We start from the raw sequence: 16,280 nt of genomic DNA on the forward strand, positions 1-16,280 counted from the left end.
TCCGTTGATCAGGCCGCCCGTTTCGGCAGGATCCCCATGTGCTTGCAGATGATCGTCAGCATGATCTCGTCGGCTCCCCCGCCAATGGAGATCAGCCGCAGGTCCCGCCAGGCGCGCGATACACGGTTGTCCCAGGTGAAGCCCATGCCGCCCCAGTACTGCAGGCAGGAATCGGTCACCTCACGGCACAAGCGGCCGGCCTTGAGCTTGGCCATGGATGCCAGCTCGGTCATGTCGCCGCCCGACATGTGCACCTGTGCCGCGCGGTAGATAACGGATCGCAGCAGCTCGACTTCCGTCTTCAGCTCAGCCAGCCGGAAATGGACCGCCTGGTTGTCCAGGATCGAGCGCCCGAATGCCTTGCGCTGACGGGTGTATTCAATGGTTTCGTTGATCGCATTGGTGAGCGCGGTGACCCGGCGGGTAGCGCCACTGAGGCGCTCCTCCTGGAACTGACGCATCTGGTAGGTGAAGCCCATGCCCTCATCTCCGATGCGGTAGCGCTGGGGCACGCGAACGTCGTCGAAAAATACCTGGGCGGTGTCGGAGGACCACATGCCGACCTTCTTGATCTTGTTCATCGTGATGCCGGGACGCAGCTTCCCGCCTTCCCTCAGCGGCAGGCAGATGAGCGACTTGTTGCGGTGGATATCTCCATCGCTGGTGTTCGCCAACAGGCACATCCAGTCGGCTTGCAGCCCGTTCGTGATCCACATCTTGGAGCCGTTGATCACATAGTCGGAGCCATCCTTGCGCGCCGTGGTCTTCAGCGATGCCACGTCCGAACCGGCACCCGCTTCCGACACGCCCAGGCACACCACGAAGTCGCCCGCGACGGTCGGCTTGAGAAAGGTCTCCCGCAACTCGTCGGAGCCAAATCGCGCCAGCGCCGGAGTTGCCATGTCAGTCTGCACCGCGATGGCCATGCCGACGCCGCCTGCGCTGATGCCGCCGATGGCCTCGCAAAAGGCAATCTCATATGAGTAATCCAGCCCCATGCCGCCGAATTCCACGGGCTTGTTCACGCCGAGATAACCCGCCGAGCCGAGCTTCTTGAACACTTCGTGCGCGGGAAAGATTTCGTCAGCCTCCCATTTTTCGACATGGGGCTCGATCTCCCGGTCGATCAGCTTGCGTACGCTATCCTGCAGCGCGATGTGGTCGGGGGTCATCATCTTTCGTGTCTCCTTGTGGTTCGAAGGGATGGGGCGCGGCAAGCCGCCCGGCACGCGAAGGTGCCGGCGCGCAGCGCCGCCTTGTGGCTAGAGGCGGGCGACGCCGAACTGCATCGGTTGCACGGTGCGGTGCTTCGCCTGTTCCACCGTGGCCAGGGCCATGCCCAGCCAGGACCGCGTGTCTCTCGGGTCGATGATCCCGTCATCGAGCAGCAGGCTGCTGGTGTGGATCGCGCTGGATTGACGATCGAAGGTAGCGACGATGTCGCGGCTCTCGGCCTCGATCGCCCGTTCGTCGGCGGAGTTTCCGCTGCGGCGGGCGGCGTTCTCGGCGACCAGCCGCATGGTCATGGCGGCCTGCTCGCCGCCCATGACCGCCGTGCGCGCATTCGGCCAGGAGAAAAGGAAGTCGGGGCGAAAGGCGCGGCCGCACATGCCATAGTTGCCGGCGCCAAAGGACGAACCGCACAATATGGTCAGGCGCGGCACCGGCGCATTGGACAGCGCCTGGATCAGCTTGGCGCCGTGCTTGATCATCCCCGCCTGCTCATGCTCGCGCCCGACCATGAAGCCGGTGATGTTCTGCAGGAAGACAAGCGGCCGGCCCAACTGCACGCACGACTGGATGAACTGCGCCGCCTTGGTGGAGCCATCGCAGTCGAGCGGCCCATTGTTCGTCAGGATCCCCACGTGGTGCCCCTGGATACGGGCATGACCGCAGACGGTGTGAGCCCCGTACATCGCCTTGAATTCCCTGAAGCGGGATCCATCGACAATGCGCGCAATCACTTCGCGCATGTCGACGGGCGTGCGGGTGTCGACCGGCATCAGCCCCAGCAGGTCCCCGGCAGGCTCAAGGGGCTCGTCCCAGCTCTCGCCGCCCGGCACATCGCGCCAACCGATCGTATCCATCACCTCTCGCAGGCAGGCAATGCCATCAAGATCGTTGTCGGCGACGTGGTCGGCGAGGCCGGAGACGCTGGCGTGCATGTCGGCCCCACCGAGCTCCTCATCGCTCGCCTCCTCGCCTGTCGCGGCACGCAGCAACGAGGGCCCGGCCAGGTACGCATGGGCCTGGCGCCGCACCATGATGACGTGGTCGGAAAGTCCCGGCAGATAGGCACCACCAGCGGCCGAAGATCCATGGATGAGAGACACCACCGGCACGCCGGCCGCGGACAGCCGCGCCAGGTTGTAGAACATGCCGCCACCCACGACGAAGCGTTCGACCCGGTATTTGCGCAGGTTCCCCCCCGCGCTTTCGACCAACTGGACAAATGGCAGCTTCTGGGCAAGCGCAATCTCCTGCGCCCGAATCAGCTTCTGGCCGGTCAGCGCCTGCATCGCACCGGCGCTGATGCCCGAGTCGTTTACCGCGATCATGCAGCGCACCCCCTCGATATAGCCGATGCCGACTATGAGTGCCGCACCGGGTACGCTGGTGGCCGGGTCCGGATCTTCGAGGCCGCAATACCCGGCCAGGGTCATGAGTTCAAAGAACGGGCGGTCGGCGTCCAGCAGGTGCGCCAGCCGCTCCCGTGGCAACAGCTTGCCTCGGGCATGAAATGAATCTGCCGCCCTTGCAGATTTTCTGACCGTCCGTTGCTCCAGTTCCCGCACCTGGCCCAGCATCGCCAGCATGTGCTCACGGTTGCGTTCGGCGCCTGACGTCAAAGGACGTGCGCCTGAAATCGTTGCGTCCTGAGTGATATTGTTCTCTGCCATCTTCTGCCCTTGTGGCCATCGCATGCTGGCTCGTACGTGGATTCGAAGCGTGTCTGACTGCTGCATGATGGCCTCCTGGCACGAGAGCTTCCAGTTAGAAATTCATCCCGATTTGATAAGAAAACCTTATGTTTTCTCGCGAAAGTGCCTCACGCGGGAACGTGCAGCCGCACTCGCCGCCTGCCATGCCATGGCATCGCGTCGACAGCAGCAGACGCGGCATAGCGCGGAGCCGTCAAGGCACCGTTCAGGATCGAGTGGGAAATTTCGGGAAGCAGCAGCCCGCGGTCATGCCGCGGTGGAAGCCGAGACGTCATGGCCATCGTCCAGCGCGCAACCGCGCCGGCCGGCTCTTGGCCTGGCCAGCGCATCAACAATCAGCCGGTCTTCCAGATGCCGCTGGGGTGGCTGGCGTTTGTTGCGGCCATAATCTCGCCAGTGTGCTGGCCGCGCCGTGGAATCGCGCCCGCCGCCATGGCCTTGCCATCGAAGCGCGGCGCGGGGGCAGCCTGCAGATGGCCCTCCGCTTCGAAGTAGACGCCCCGCGCGGCAAGGTGCGGATGCCCGGCGGCCTCTTCCGGGCTCAGCACCGGGCCGAAACAGACGTCGGTGTTTTCCAGCAGAGCGCACCATTGCGCGCGAGTCCTGGTGGCAAAGAGTTCTTCGAAGTGCCGATGCAGCTCCGGCCAACGCTCGCGGTCCCATTGCCGGGCGAAGCGCGGATCCTCGGTCAGGCCCAGCTTTTCCAGCAGCAGCGCGTAGAACTGCGGCTCGATCGAGCCGAGCGTGACGAACTTCCCGTCCGCGCAGCGGTAGGTCGAATAGAAATGAGAGGCATCGTGGATATTGTTGCCGCGCTCGCCGGTGATGAAGCCCTTGCGGCGCGTGGACAGCAACAGCTGCAGCATATGGGCCGAGCCATCCACGATGGATGCATCCACCACGGTTCCCTTTCCGGTGGCGCGGGCGTTGAGGATGCCTGACAGCAGGCCCACCGCCAGGTAAAGCGCGCCACCGCCGACGTCGCCCACCACGGTAATGGCCGACGACGGCGGCTCTGCCGGTGTGCCGTGGTAGTACAGCGCGCCGGAAAGCGAGATGTAGTTGTTGTCATGCCCCGCGGCCTGCGCCATCGGGCCGCTCTGCCCCCATCCTGTCATGCGCCCGTAGACCAGGCGGGGATTGCGTTGCAGGCAGACATCCGGGCCCAGCCCCAGGCGCTCCATGACGCCGGGGCGCATGCCTTCGATCAGCGCGTCGGCATCCTGGATCAGTGCCAGCACCAGCTCACGCCCTTCGGCCGTTTTCAGGTCGGCAACCACCGAGCGCTTGCCCCGGTTCAGCACGTAGCCTTCGGTGGATAGCGCCGCATCGTTGGCCGGTGCCGCGCGTTCCACGGCAATCACATCGGCGCCGAGATCGGCGAGGTGCATCGCGCAGAACGGGCCTGGACCGATCCCGCAAATCTCGACAACTTTTACACCGGAAAGCATGAACGATCCCCCTGATTCAGCATGAAAGTGAAGGTCTTCCGTACAGTACGTTGGAGTCTTGGAGGCTATCAGCCGTCCGGCCAGGCGCGGCCTCCCCGGAACAGGGAGGGCGGCCCGGCCTGCGACACCGCTCAGTCAAGCGTGATGCGCGCGTTGGCCGCGATCCGTCCCCAGATCTCGGCGTCGCGCCGCATCAGCTTCAGGAATGCCTCGGGCTCCAGCGTTCCCGGCTCCAGGCCTTGCTCACGAATCGCCGTTTGCATGGCCGGCTTGGCCAGGATTGCCAGCACCGCCGCGGATAGCTTGTCCTTCACCGCCTTCGGCGTCGCCGCCGGCACGAACAGGCCATACCAGCCGTTTGGCTCGAAATCGCGGTAGCCCAGTTCGGTAAAGGTCGGCACCTCCGGCAGCAGCGCCAGCCGGCGCTCGCCCGTGACGGCCAGTACCTTGATCTTCGGGGAGTTGAGCGCGGCCTTGCCGCTGGCCACATCCACAAACCCGGAACTCACCTGCCCACCCAGCAAGTCCTGGATCAGTGGCGAGCCGCCCTTGTAGGCCACGTGGGTCAGGTCGACGTCCCCCTGCATCCGCAGCAATTCCCCGTGCATGTGGGAGGAGGTGCCGTTGCCGTAGGAGCCGTAGCTGATCTTGCCAGGCGTGGCCCGGGCCGCGGACAGCAGCTCGCTCACGCTGGCAACGCGGGTGGATACCGGAGCGGCAAATACGTCCGACGAGAGCGCCAGGCGCGCCAGCGGCGCGAAGTCGCGGAAGGTGTCATAGGGCAGTGACTTGTAGACGCCCTGCAACTGCACCAGCGGCGTTGCGCCCAACAGCAGCGTATAGCCGTCCGGTGCAGCCTTCGCGACCGCGCCTGTGCCAATCGCGCCGCTGGCACCGGGCCTGTTCTCGACCACCACCGTCTGGCCCCACATCGCCGTCAGCTCGCGGCCGAGCAAGCGGGCCACGGTGTCGGATCCGCCTCCGGCCGGGAATGGCACGACCAGCCGGATGGGCTTTTGCGGATAGGCAGAATCGTCAGCGGCGTGCGACCAGGCCGGCAGTGCGGCGATGCACGCCAGCGCGGCCAGGGCAGCACGCCGCCGCGGCACAGTGATGATGGGCATGGGCCCTCCTTGGGGCAGGATTGGGTCAGTCGATCAATTCGAACTGCGGCAGGCTCACGTCGTCACTCGCCTTCTCGAACACCACTCGCACGCGCTTGCCGATAGCAATGGCCTCGGGCGATGCGTTGAGGATGTTCGCCATCATGCGCACACCTTCGTCAAGTTCGACGATGGCAACGGCGTACGGCAGCCGCGCCTTCATGAAGGCATTGGGTGCGCGATGGTTGATGGTGAAGGTATAGATCGAGCCAAAGCCGCAGACCTCCGTCCAGTCGACCTGGTCCGATTCGCACGCAAGGCACAGCGTGCGCGGATAGAACTGGCGGTGGCCACAGGCGCTGCAGCCTTGCACCACCAGCCGGCCCTGCGCCGCCGCATGCCAGTAGCCTTCGGTGATCTCGGTGGGACGCGGCAGGGGACGTTGTGCTTCGCTCATGCTTCAGACTCCGAGGATCATGGTGGTGTTGCAGGAGAAGACCAGTCCGGGCGCATGGCACAGCGCCAGTTCGGCATCGGGCAATTGCCGCTCGCCGCACTCCCCGCGCAACTGGCGCACGGCCTCGATCAGCACGAACATGCCGAACATGCCAGGGTGGCCGTAGGAAAGGCCGCCGCCGGAGGTATTGATGGGGAAGCGGCCACCCGGGCCCAGGGCGCCATCGGCGACGAAGGCACCGCCCTCGCCTCGCTTGCAAAAGCCCAGTTCTTCCAGCGACTGGATGACGCCGATGGTGAAGTGGTCATAGATCTGCACCACGTCGATGTCTTCGCGGGTGACGCCAGCCATGCCGAACGCTTCGTCCGCCGTCTCGGCGACGCGCGTATCCAGCCAGTCCGTCGTGCTGAACGGGGTGTAGTGGTGCGAGAAGGTCTCGGCTGCGCCCATCACATAGACCGGCTTCGACTTCAGGTCTCGGGCACGATCGGCGGAGGTGATGATCAGTGCGCCACCGCCATCCGTGACGAGGCAGCAGTCACGCGTACGCAGCGGCGACGCGATCACGGGCGACGCCATGACCTCCTCGATGCTGGTTTGCTCGCGCCGGTATGCCTTCGGGTTCAGCTGCGCCCAGCGCCGCGCCGCCACTGCCACCTCGGCGAGATCCCTGGACGTGGTGCCGTAGCGATGCATGTGCAACTGGGCAACCATTGCGTAGTAGCCGATCGGGCTGAGCTGGCCATAAGGCGCGATGAACTGGCCACGCGGCGACTCCGGCGTATCCGCGGCGACGGCGCCACTCTTGCGCGAGCCGTCGGACAGTTGCGTACTGCCATAGGTCACCAGCGCCACCGAACACATGCCGGCGGCAATGGCCGCCATCGCATGGCGGATGTGCATCAGGTTGGACATGCCGCCGACGTTGCTGGAGTCGACGTACCTTGGCTGGATACCGAGGTATTCGGCCAGCTGCACGGTGGCAAAGCGGTCATCGGTATGCGCAAAGACGGCATCCACATCGCGCAGCGACAGCCCCGCGTCCTGCAGCGCCAGCCGCGCGGCCTGCGCCTGCAACTCCAGTGCCGTCTTGCCGGGCACCTTGCCCAGGTCGGATTCCGCGGCACCCACGATGGCGACCGAGCGAGAGAGGTTCTTGGTCATGGTGAATTCAGAGTGCGCGCGCGATGACTTCGCGCATGATTTCGGCCGAACCGCCGTAGATCCGGTTCGGACGCACGTCGGTGTAGGCACGGGCGATGGGGTATTCGCGCATATAGCCGTAGCCGCCAAAGAACTGCATCAGGTCATCGATGGCCCGCGTGGCCTCGCCGGCCCAGTACTTGGCCATGGCGGCACCATCGGGCGTCAGCGTGCCGGCCAGGTATTGTTCAAGGCAGCTGTCGACGAAGGCACGCGTGGCACACGCATGCGTCTTGATTTCGGCCAGGCGGAAGCGGATGAACTGGTTGTCGATCAGCGCCTTGTCGAAGGCACGGCGTTCCTTGACATGCGCGATGGTCCAGTCAAGCGCCACCTCCAGCGCCACGGCGCAACGCAAGGCGATCAGCAGGCGCTCACGCACCAGCCCGCTCATGGCGTAGCCGAAGCCGGCATTGCGCTCGCCGACCAGCATGTCGTCCGGCACGAGGACGTCCTCGAAGAAGAGTTCAGCGGTGTCCTGGGCCTTCTGGCCGATCTTGTCCAGCAGGCGGCCGCGGCTGAACCCGGGGCTGGTGGTGTCGACCCAGAACAGGCTGATGCCGCGCGCACCGGCGGCCGGCTCTGTCTTGGCGAACACCAGCACGCGGTCAGCGTGGTAGCCATTGGTGATAAAGGTCTTCTGGCCGTTGAGCCGGTAACCACCATCCACCTTGACAGCGCTGGTGCGGATGGCTTTCAGGTCACTGCCAGCCCCCGGCTCGGTCATCGCGATCGATCCAACCACATCGCCGCTGGCCATGCGCGGCAGGAACTCACGCTTCTGCGCCTCGGTGCCGAACTCCAGCAGGTACGGCGCGACGTTCTCCGAGTGCGTGGTGAACCCCGTCACGCCGCTGGCCAGGGCCCGGGCGATCTCTTCCACCACGATGGCGCTGTGCAGGAAGTCGCCGCCGGCACCGCCGTAGGCTTCGGGCAAGCCGGGGCACAGCAGGCCGTGGGCGCCGGCATCGCGCCAGAGATCGCGCGGAACCAGGCCGGCGGCTTCCCATTCGGCGTGTCCGGGCATGACCTTGTCAGCCAGGAAACGGGCGACGCTGTCGCGGTACATCTCGTGCTCCGGCGCGAACATCTTGCGCGGCGCGTGGTAGCTGGCTTCTTGTCGGGACATGGCATCAGTTGCGCTCAATGCGCGATTCGGTTTTCGGTTGGCCAGTAGCTGGCCTTGACGGCGCGCTTGAGCAGCTTGCCGGTTTCGGTGCGCGGCAGCGCCGCGACGAAGTCGACCGAGCGCGGGCATTTGATCGGGGAGATCCTGCTGCGGCAAAGCGCAATCAGTTCTTCGGCCAGGACCGGCGACGCCCGCTCAGGCTCGTGCAACTGGACCACCGCCTTCACTTCCTCGCCGAACTCGGTATTCGGCACGCCGACCACCGCCACGTCGAAGACCGCCGGATGGCTCATCAGCACGTTCTCGGATTCCTGCGGATAGATATTGACGCCGCCAGAGACAATGGTGTTGGCAAGGCGGTCCGTGAGGTAAAGGAAGCCGTCGGCATCGACGTAGCCGACGTCCCCATAGGTGGCCCACCCACGGTCGTTATAGACCTGCCGGGTTTTCTCCGGATCATTGTGGTAAGCAAAGGTCCCGCCGCCGGAGAAGTAGACCACGCCGGTCTGGCCCTGCGGCACTTCATTGCCATCGTCGCCGACGATGTGTACCTGCCCGAACTCGGGCCGTCCGACCGACCCCTTGTGCGCGAGCCATTCCACGGAGTCCAGCGAGGTGCGCCCGACCAGTTCGGTGCCGCTGTAGAACTCATAGAGGATCGGCCCCCACCAGTCGATCATCTGCTGCTTGACTGAGATCGGACACGGCGCGGCGGCGTGGATCGCATAGCGCATGGTGGACAGGTCGAAGCGCTCGCGCTCCGCCGCAGTCAGCCGCAGCAAGCGCACGAACATGGTCGGCACCCACTGGCTATGGGTCACGCCGTAGCGCGCGATCGCATCCAGCGCCGCCAGCGGCTCGAACTTTTCCATCATGACCGAGGTGCCTCCGGCGCGCATCGTGGCCATGTTCCAGCGCACCGGGGCAGTGTGATAGAACGGCGCGGTCGACAGGTAGACCGTATCGCGGTCCAGCGACTTCCAGCCCAGGCGAGCGTCATCACCGGTGCGGAAAAAAGCGTTGGCGCCTTGCAGTGGACGCTTGATGCCCTTGGGCCTGCCCGTGGTGCCGGAAGAATATGAGAAGTCAGTTCCCTCCACCGTGCGCGGCAACGTGACCTCGGCCGGCATCTGCTCCAGCCACGCTTCATAGTTGCTGTAGCCCGGCTCGCTCCCATCCAGAAGCACCCGCGTGACCCGAAGCGATGCCAGGGCGCCGGGCGCAAGGTCGCCAAGGGTCTGCGCCGAGCAGAACAGTACCCGGGCGCCACAGTCCTGCACGATGTACTCCACCTCGTCGGCTTTCAGGTGACGGCTGATCGTGGTGTAGTACAAGCCGATCCGGTGCGCGGCCCAAAGGATCTCGAAATAGCGGACATGGTTCTCCAGCAGCACGGCAATGCCGTCGCCCTCGCGCAGACCGGCAGCCAGCAGTGCGGCAGCGCACTGTCGCGAACGCTGCTCCAGTTCGGCCCACGTCACCGCCTGGCCGGACGGCACCATGCGGTAGGCAACCCGGTCGGGCGTGGCACGGGCGAATTGCTCGATCACGGACATCTTGACTCCTTGATTACGGATGCAGGTCGGCGACGCCGTGGCTCAGCACGACCACATTGCGCTCGTCTGCGAGCGCACGGAACCGGACCTGCCCTTCGCCGCGCCACATCTCCACGCGCAGCGTTTCACCTGGCACGAATGGCGATGAAAAGCGCACCGAAAGGCTGGCCAGGCGCGACGGATCGCCACCGCAAGCCTGCTTCAGCAGCGCCCGGCATGCCATGCCGTAAGTGCAAAGGCCATGCAGGATCGGCCGCTCGAAGCCGGCCTGCCGGGCGGCGGCGGGCAGTGCGTGGATGGGATTGCGATCGCCATTGAGGCGGTACAGCAAGGCCGCGGAAGGCTGGGTCGGCATCGACATGATCATGTCAGGCGCGCGTTCCGGCACCGCCGGCAATGGCTCGAGCGGTGCATCGCCGGGCGTGGCGGCGCAGGTAAAGCCACCATCAGCCCGGCAGAACGACACATGCTCGACGGTCGCCAGCAACTCGCCGCTGGCCTGGTCCTCGATGCGCCGCTCAGTGACCACCAGCGCGCCCTTGCCGGCGCCCTTGTCCACCACGCGGCTGACGCGCGTCTGGCTGCGTACCGCGCCAGACGCCGCGGGCACTGAAAAAAAGCGCATCCGGTGCTCGCCGTGCAGGATCTGCATCCAGTCGATGCCCGTACCCGGGTCGCTTGCCCATGCACCTGGCGCGCCGACGGTGGCGAGGAAGGTGGGCACCACGCTCAGTCCTTCCTCAAAGACAAAGGGCAAGTCCGCCTCGTCCATCGGATCGGTGCCAAAGCCGAGGCTCAGCGCATAGCGAATGTTGTCATTCGCCGCATAGCTGGAAACCTGGTCAAAGAACGCCCACGAGCGCAGGCGGTGATAGTCGATGGCCATCGCTGCGTACCTCCGTTCTCAGATCGGGTCCCAGGAAAACACCTCGGGCGAGCGCTCCAGCGGCGTGAAAGCGCGCTTCACCGCCGGCACGGCATGCTCCGCCAGCGTCTCCAGCGTCCAGCCTTCGGCGCGATGCACCGACGCCACCGGGCGCGGCTGGCTCATGACGATCAGCTCATTGCCGCGCACGGCCAGCACCTGGCCATTGACGTCCGCCGAAGCATCGCCAGACAGGAACGCGGCAACCGGGGCAACCTGCTCCGGCTTCATCGCCTGCATCCGCTCAAGGCGCTTCTTCTCGGCCTCGGTTTCGCTGGGCAGCGTGCCGATCAGGCGGCTCCATGCGAACGGGGCAATACAGTTGGAACGGACATTGAAGCGGGCCATGTCCAGCGCGATGGATTTCGACAGCGCCACGATGCCAAGCTTGGCGGCGGCGTAATTGGCCTGCCCGAAATTGCCGACCAGGCCGGTGGTGGAGGTCATGTGGACGTAGGTGCCGCCTTGCTGTTCCTTGAAATAAGGCGCCGCGGCACGGCTGACAAAGTAAGCGCCGTTCAGGTGCACATCCAGTACCGCCTGCCATTCAGCGGTGCTCATCTTGTGGAAGATGCGGTCGCGCAGGATGCCGGCGTTGTTGATCACGCCATCAATGCGGCCGAACTCGCGGGTGGCGGTATCGACAATGGCCTGCGCGCTCTCCGCAGTCGCGACCGAATCGGTGTTCGCCACAGCCTTCCCGCCGGCTGCGCGGATCTCGTCAACCACCTTCTGGGCTGGTCCGGCATCACTGCCCTCGCCGCTGCCGCTGGAGCCCAGGTCGTTGACGACCACCCTGGCGCCCTGCGCGCCGAGCAGCATGGCAATGGCACGGCCGATGCCATTGCCGGCTCCGGTGACGAGGATGACCTTGTCCTTGAAATTGTTTTGCATGGCGTTGTCTGCAAGAAGAGAGTGATGAATTTGTTCGCGCTTACTCGGGCTTGATGTTGCCGTCCTTGATGACCTGCTCCCAGCGGGCTTTTTCGGCGCGCACGAAGCTGTCGAACTGCCGCGTCGACCCGCCCGCGGCCGTACCGCCCTGCTGCGCCAGCTTCTCGCGCAGAGCAGGATCGGCCAGCGCCTTGTTGACGGCAACATTCAACGCCTGCACCACCGCGGGCGGCGTTCTGGACGAGACAAAGAGGCCGAGCCAGACCGAAACGTCGAAGTCGCGGTAACCGGATTCGGCCATGGTCGGCGTATCCGGGAGTTCCGGGGCACGCTGCCTTGTCGTGACCGCAAGCGCGCGCAGCTTGCCGGCTCGCACCAGCGGCAATGCGGTGATGAGGTTGTCCACCATGAAATCGACTTGCCCCGCCACCAGGTCGGTCAGCGCCGGCGATGCGCCCCGATAGATCACGTCGACGGCGGTAATGCCGGCGCGCTGCTTCAGCAGGTCCCCGGCGAGATGGCCGGAAGAACCGCTCGTCGACACCGCCATGGACAAGCCGTTGGGGCGCGTCCTGGCATAGGCCGCCAGCTCGGCAATGGTCTTGACCGGCAGTTTCGGGTTGACCACCACGACGTCCGGCATCGTCAGCACATGCGCCACCGGTGCAAAGTCCTCGAACTTGTAAGGCAGCTTGTCGTGCAATGCGTAGTTGGCCGCATTGGGGCCAAGGCTGCCCATCACCAGCGTGTGGCCGTCCGGTTCCGCGCGCAGCATGGCCTGCATCCCGATCACGCCGCCCGCGCCAGGCAGGTTCTCCACGACGACGGGCTGCCCCAGCTGCTCAGACAGCGTCTTGCCGAGCAGGCGGCTGGTCAGGTCAAGGATGCCGCCGGGCGAACTTGGCGCGATCAGGCGCAAAGGACGCTTGGCCTGGAAGGTCTCGGGGGACGGGTTGGCGAATGCAAGGCCCGAGGTGGACACGACAGCGAGGCAGGCTAGCGCCTGGCAAAGAAAACGCCGCTTCATGGTTGTCTCCTGTTTAATTTTTTTCGGACACTTATGTCCGCCTAGCGGTCATTGCCGCCCGTTTTTTCGAACTTTACGTCCGGCCTTGCTACAATGTCAACCTGAAATCAGACCTCGTACAGACATGACTACTACCGACAACGATGGCTTCGTACGCTCTTTTGCCCGCGGACTGGCCGTTATCCACGCGCTCGGGCGCAGCGGCACGCACACCGTTGCCAGCATCACGGCATCCACTGGCCTGCCGCGGACCGTGGTGCGGCGGATCCTGCTCACGCTGTGCGAGCTGGGCTATGCGGCGGAATCCGAAACGCGGGGTTTTCGCCTGACCCCGAAGATCCTTACCCTCGGCATGACCTACCTGACCTCGCTGCCCTTCTGGGGGCACGCGCAACGCGCGCTGGAAACCCTGTGGACGCAGGTCACCGAGTCGTGCGGCATGTGTGTGTTCGACGGGCACGATGCGGTATATGTCCTGCGCATTCCGTCGCTGAAGATCCGCTCACTGGGGCTTGGCGTGGGCAGCCATGTGCCGGCCTTCGCCACAGCACCAGGCCGGGCGGTGCTGGGCTTCCAGACCACGGAATTTCTCTCGCAGTTTCTCGACGAGGCCTCCCTGCGCGCCTACACGGACCGCACCGTGCACGACAAGGCAGCATTGCTTGAAGCGTTCGCTGCCGTGCGCCGAGATGGCTATGCGTGGGTGGATGGAGAATTCGACCAGCACATCGCAGGCCTCGCCGTACCGGTACGCGACGAACACCACAACGTGGTGGCATCGATCAGCGTCAACCTGCCCTCGGGCGAAGTCACGAGGGAGGAAGCGGTGAAGCGCTTCCTGCCGCCCTTGCGAGCGGCCGCGGAACAGTTGACTGGCCTGGCGCCGGCATTCCTGAACCCGGTCGTGGTGCCCACGCAGCGTGAAGCAGCGGTCAGCATGCAAGCTTGAGCAGGCTGCATGCCAGCAAACGCCTACTTCCAGTGCTGCTTGCGAAGTTCGTGCTTGAGTACCTTGCCGACGCTCGACAAAGGCAACGCCTCCACGAATTCAACGCTGCGGGGGACCTTGTAGCCGGCAATGCGTTCTCGGCAGCTTGTCGCCAACCTTCACGTCGGCGAAACGGGGGGCTTGCATGGTTCTGTTCTCCTTGTGCGCGATCAGCCGCGGCGTTCCACCAGGGTGCTGCGCATGTCGGCGACATGTTCGCCGTCCTGGTTGGTCACGCGGGTGGTGTTGACGACAAGATGCAGCGCGCCCCCCTTCTTGTCGTAGACGTCGCTGACCGTCGTGTCGAAGTGCAGCGTGTCGCCGGCGTAGGCCATGCGGTGATAGTCGAAGGCCTGTTCAGCGTGCAGGATGCGGCCCAGGTCCACTTGCAGCACCTTCATGCGGTCGATGCCCGATGCGGCCGACACATCGCTGTTCAGGCACATGAAGAACGTCGGCGGCACCGGCAGTGAGCGATGCCCCGCGTCGCGCGCGGCGGCTTCGTCGATATAGACCGGATTCGTTTCGCCGGTTGCCTTGGCGAAGAAGCGCAGGCGCCCCTTCTCCACCTCGATGGAGCCTTTGCCGAGGTCCATGCCAATCATGCTCTTGTCAGCCATCTGATCTCCTCTGGATTGTCGGGATCTGGTTCAGCCGCGGCCGTACAGCGTCACCACGCAGGCGCCGCCCAGGCCGAGGTTGTGCTGCAGCGCCAGCTGCGCGCCTTCCACCTGCGTCGGACCGGCGCTGCCGCGGATCTGGCGAGTCAGCTCGTAGCACTGCGCGAGGCCGGTGGCGCCCAGCGGGTGGCCCTTGGACAGCAGCCCACCCGACGGGTTGACCACGACCTTGCCGCCGTAGGTGTTGTCACCGTCCCGCACCATCTTCTCGGCCTCGCCGGCCCTGGCGAAGCCCAGCGACTCATAGCTCAGCAGCTCGTTCTGCGCGAAGCAGTCGTGCAGTTCGCAGACCTGGATATCCGACGGGCCGGCGCCGGCCTGCTCGTACACGGCCTGCGCGCCCGCCTCGGCCATATGGAAGCCCACCAGGCCGATCATCGAAGGCGGCTCGAAGCTCGGGGCCACGTCGGTGGTCAGCGACTGGGCCAGGATGCGCACGTCGGTGCGCAGGTTGTGCTTGTTCGCGAAGGCTTCGGTGCAGACAATGGCAGCGGCGGCGCCGCAGGTCGGCGGGCAGGCCATCGAGCGGGTCATCACGCCGGGCCACATCACCTTCTCGGCCATCACGTCTGCTTCCGTGACGACGGTGCGGAACACGGCCAGCGGGTTGTTGGCAGCGTGGCGGCTGGCCTTGGCGCGGATCCTGGCGAAGGTCTCCAGTCTGGTGCCGTAGCGCTGCATGTGCTCGCGGCCGGCGCCGCCGAACAGCGTCAGCGCGCGCGGCACGCCGGCCTCGACCGCATCCTGCACCATCGGGGCGGCGATGTCGGTGAACTCGACCATGGCCGCCTCGCGGTCAGTCCACGCGCTCTTCAGCGGGCCCGGCTGCATGAACTCGAAGCCCAGCGCCAGCGCGCATTCCACCGCGCCGCTCTCCACTGCCTGGCGCGCCACCATCCCCGCTGTCACAGCAGCCGCTCCGCCTCCTCGATCAGGGCGGTCGGCGACAGCATGTCGCCACGCGCGAACCGCACCAGTGCGATGGATCGCACCAGTGGAGGATCGCCCGGGACGTGGGCAGTGAGCAGGTCGATGTCGTATGCCGGCCCCGCGCTGTCCGCCGCGAGCAGCACGTTCATGGCACTAAGCCGCAAGTGTCTTTGCTCGATGGAAAAGCAGGAGCGTGCGTCCGCCAGGACCTCGGCCAGGCATTCCAGTTGACGGTCAAGCGCCCCGGTTTCGGGGCCGAGCTGCGCAAGTTCCTGCTCGTTCGCGGCAATCTGCCCGCCCAGGGCGGCCTGCTCGCCGGGACTTGCGTCGGCATCGCCGCCGAGCACCGAACGCATGCCGGTGCCTTGCTGCTGGAGCAGGCGCAGGCGCGCCACCAGCAGCGCCTGCTCGCGCGCGAGCACGTCGCGGCGTGACTTGCCGGCAGCGAAACGGGCGAGACCCTCCATGCTGAACTGATCGAACATGCGCCGGACAATTTCCTCGCGCAGCGCGGCCTCGCTGCGAGCGATGATCCTGACCTTGTGATCGCCGAAACTGACGGTGGTTTGCGGCACTTCCGTGCGCATGACATCCCCTTCCAGCGCAACCCCGAGCGTGCGCCGCTCGGTCATCGCCATCCCCAGCACCGCAAACGCCTGCGGCGCATCGGGCGACTGTTCGAAGAACGCGCGCAGTTCAGGAGAGCGGCTGAAGGCCAGCGGCACGTCACGCGGCGCGCCGAAGAAGGCGTGAACATAGGGATCGTCACCCCATGCCTGCATGCTGGCTTCCCGCGGCGCGGGAAGACCCTGGACGAGTTCGCGCACGTAGTCCTGCGCTTGCTCGAGCGCAGGCCGAAGCCGCTGCTGGTAGCGTGACACCAGCCGCAAGCGCGGATAGATCCGGGTCACGCGCTCGGTCAGCTCGGCAATCTCCTGCTTGCCGTGCGCATGGACTTGCGCATTGCGCCAGCGCAACCACCGCAGAAAACCCAT

15 protein-coding genes are annotated in these 16,280 nt (G+C 65.5%); 1 reads left to right on the forward strand and 14 read right to left on the reverse strand.

The features are described from left to right. Positions 1-8: 8 nt before the first annotated feature. The 11 genes from AC3WRI_RS02275 to AC3WRI_RS02325 form a co-directional block, all read right to left on the reverse strand. Positions 9-1,175: an acyl-CoA dehydrogenase family protein gene (locus AC3WRI_RS02275; protein ID WP_010810601.1), complete on the reverse strand. Its 1,167-nt coding sequence runs from the start codon at positions 1,173-1,175 to the stop codon at positions 9-11. A gap of 87 nt (positions 1,176-1,262) precedes the next feature. Further along, positions 1,263-2,816 (reverse strand): acyl-CoA carboxylase subunit beta, encoded by a 1,554-nt coding sequence (locus tag AC3WRI_RS02280; protein ID WP_234788214.1) that lies wholly within the window; start codon positions 2,814-2,816, stop codon positions 1,263-1,265. A 461-nt stretch (positions 2,817-3,277) separates the two neighbouring features. Next, positions 3,278-4,393: a CaiB/BaiF CoA transferase family protein gene (locus AC3WRI_RS02285; protein WP_037024070.1), complete on the reverse strand. Its 1,116-nt coding sequence runs from the start codon at positions 4,391-4,393 to the stop codon at positions 3,278-3,280. A gap of 131 nt (positions 4,394-4,524) precedes the next feature. Next, entirely contained in the window at positions 4,525-5,517 is a 993-nt protein-coding gene (locus tag AC3WRI_RS02290; protein WP_010810598.1) for a tripartite tricarboxylate transporter substrate binding protein, read from the reverse strand. A 25-nt stretch (positions 5,518-5,542) separates the two neighbouring features. Beyond that, positions 5,543-5,953, reverse strand: a complete 411-nt coding sequence (locus tag AC3WRI_RS02295; protein ID WP_010810597.1) for a Zn-ribbon domain-containing OB-fold protein — start codon at positions 5,951-5,953, stop codon at positions 5,543-5,545. A gap of 3 nt (positions 5,954-5,956) precedes the next feature. Then, positions 5,957-7,117, reverse strand: a complete 1,161-nt coding sequence (locus tag AC3WRI_RS02300) for an acetyl-CoA acetyltransferase (protein WP_492292475.1) — start codon at positions 7,115-7,117, stop codon at positions 5,957-5,959. A gap of 7 nt (positions 7,118-7,124) precedes the next feature. Then, positions 7,125-8,285 (reverse strand): acyl-CoA dehydrogenase family protein, encoded by a 1,161-nt coding sequence (locus AC3WRI_RS02305; RefSeq protein WP_011615520.1) that lies wholly within the window; start codon positions 8,283-8,285, stop codon positions 7,125-7,127. Positions 8,286-8,299: 14 nt separating this feature from the next. Then, positions 8,300-9,841 carry an acyl-CoA synthetase gene (locus AC3WRI_RS02310; protein WP_492292477.1) on the reverse strand — a complete coding sequence of 514 codons (1,542 nt, stop codon included), beginning with the start codon at positions 9,839-9,841 and terminating at the stop codon, positions 8,300-8,302. A gap of 13 nt (positions 9,842-9,854) precedes the next feature. Beyond that, on the reverse strand, positions 9,855-10,727 hold the full coding sequence (locus AC3WRI_RS02315) for a MaoC/PaaZ C-terminal domain-containing protein (protein ID WP_492292479.1): 873 nt from the start codon (positions 10,725-10,727) through the stop codon (positions 9,855-9,857). A gap of 18 nt (positions 10,728-10,745) precedes the next feature. Beyond that, on the reverse strand, positions 10,746-11,660 hold the full coding sequence (locus tag AC3WRI_RS02320) for an SDR family NAD(P)-dependent oxidoreductase (protein WP_492292481.1): 915 nt from the start codon (positions 11,658-11,660) through the stop codon (positions 10,746-10,748). Between the two features lie 40 nt (positions 11,661-11,700). After that, positions 11,701-12,687 carry a Bug family tripartite tricarboxylate transporter substrate binding protein gene (locus AC3WRI_RS02325; RefSeq protein WP_010810591.1) on the reverse strand — a complete coding sequence of 329 codons (987 nt, stop codon included), beginning with the start codon at positions 12,685-12,687 and terminating at the stop codon, positions 11,701-11,703. Between the two features lie 124 nt (positions 12,688-12,811). On the opposite strand from AC3WRI_RS02325, the gene AC3WRI_RS02330 reads away from it, so the two are divergent. Then, the gene (locus AC3WRI_RS02330; protein WP_010810590.1) at positions 12,812-13,636 is read left to right on the forward strand and encodes an IclR family transcriptional regulator domain-containing protein; all 825 of its coding nucleotides are present in this window, start codon (positions 12,812-12,814) and stop codon (positions 13,634-13,636) included. Positions 13,637-13,845: 209 nt separating this feature from the next. Here the strand turns inward: AC3WRI_RS02330 and AC3WRI_RS02335 are convergent, their stop codons facing one another. From AC3WRI_RS02335 to AC3WRI_RS02345, 3 genes are read right to left on the reverse strand one after another with little or no spacing between them, the layout of a single operon-like run. Beyond that, the gene (locus tag AC3WRI_RS02335; protein WP_492292482.1) at positions 13,846-14,295 is read right to left on the reverse strand and encodes a MaoC family dehydratase N-terminal domain-containing protein; all 450 of its coding nucleotides are present in this window, start codon (positions 14,293-14,295) and stop codon (positions 13,846-13,848) included. A 30-nt stretch (positions 14,296-14,325) separates the two neighbouring features. Beyond that, positions 14,326-15,252 (reverse strand): thiolase C-terminal domain-containing protein, encoded by a 927-nt coding sequence (locus AC3WRI_RS02340; protein ID WP_492292521.1) that lies wholly within the window; start codon positions 15,250-15,252, stop codon positions 14,326-14,328. An 8-nt stretch (positions 15,253-15,260) separates the two neighbouring features. Continuing rightward, positions 15,261-16,280, reverse strand: a complete 1,020-nt coding sequence (locus AC3WRI_RS02345) for a hypothetical protein (protein ID WP_010810586.1) — start codon at positions 16,278-16,280, stop codon at positions 15,261-15,263.

This window comes from Cupriavidus sp. FW305-27, assembly GCF_058787995.1.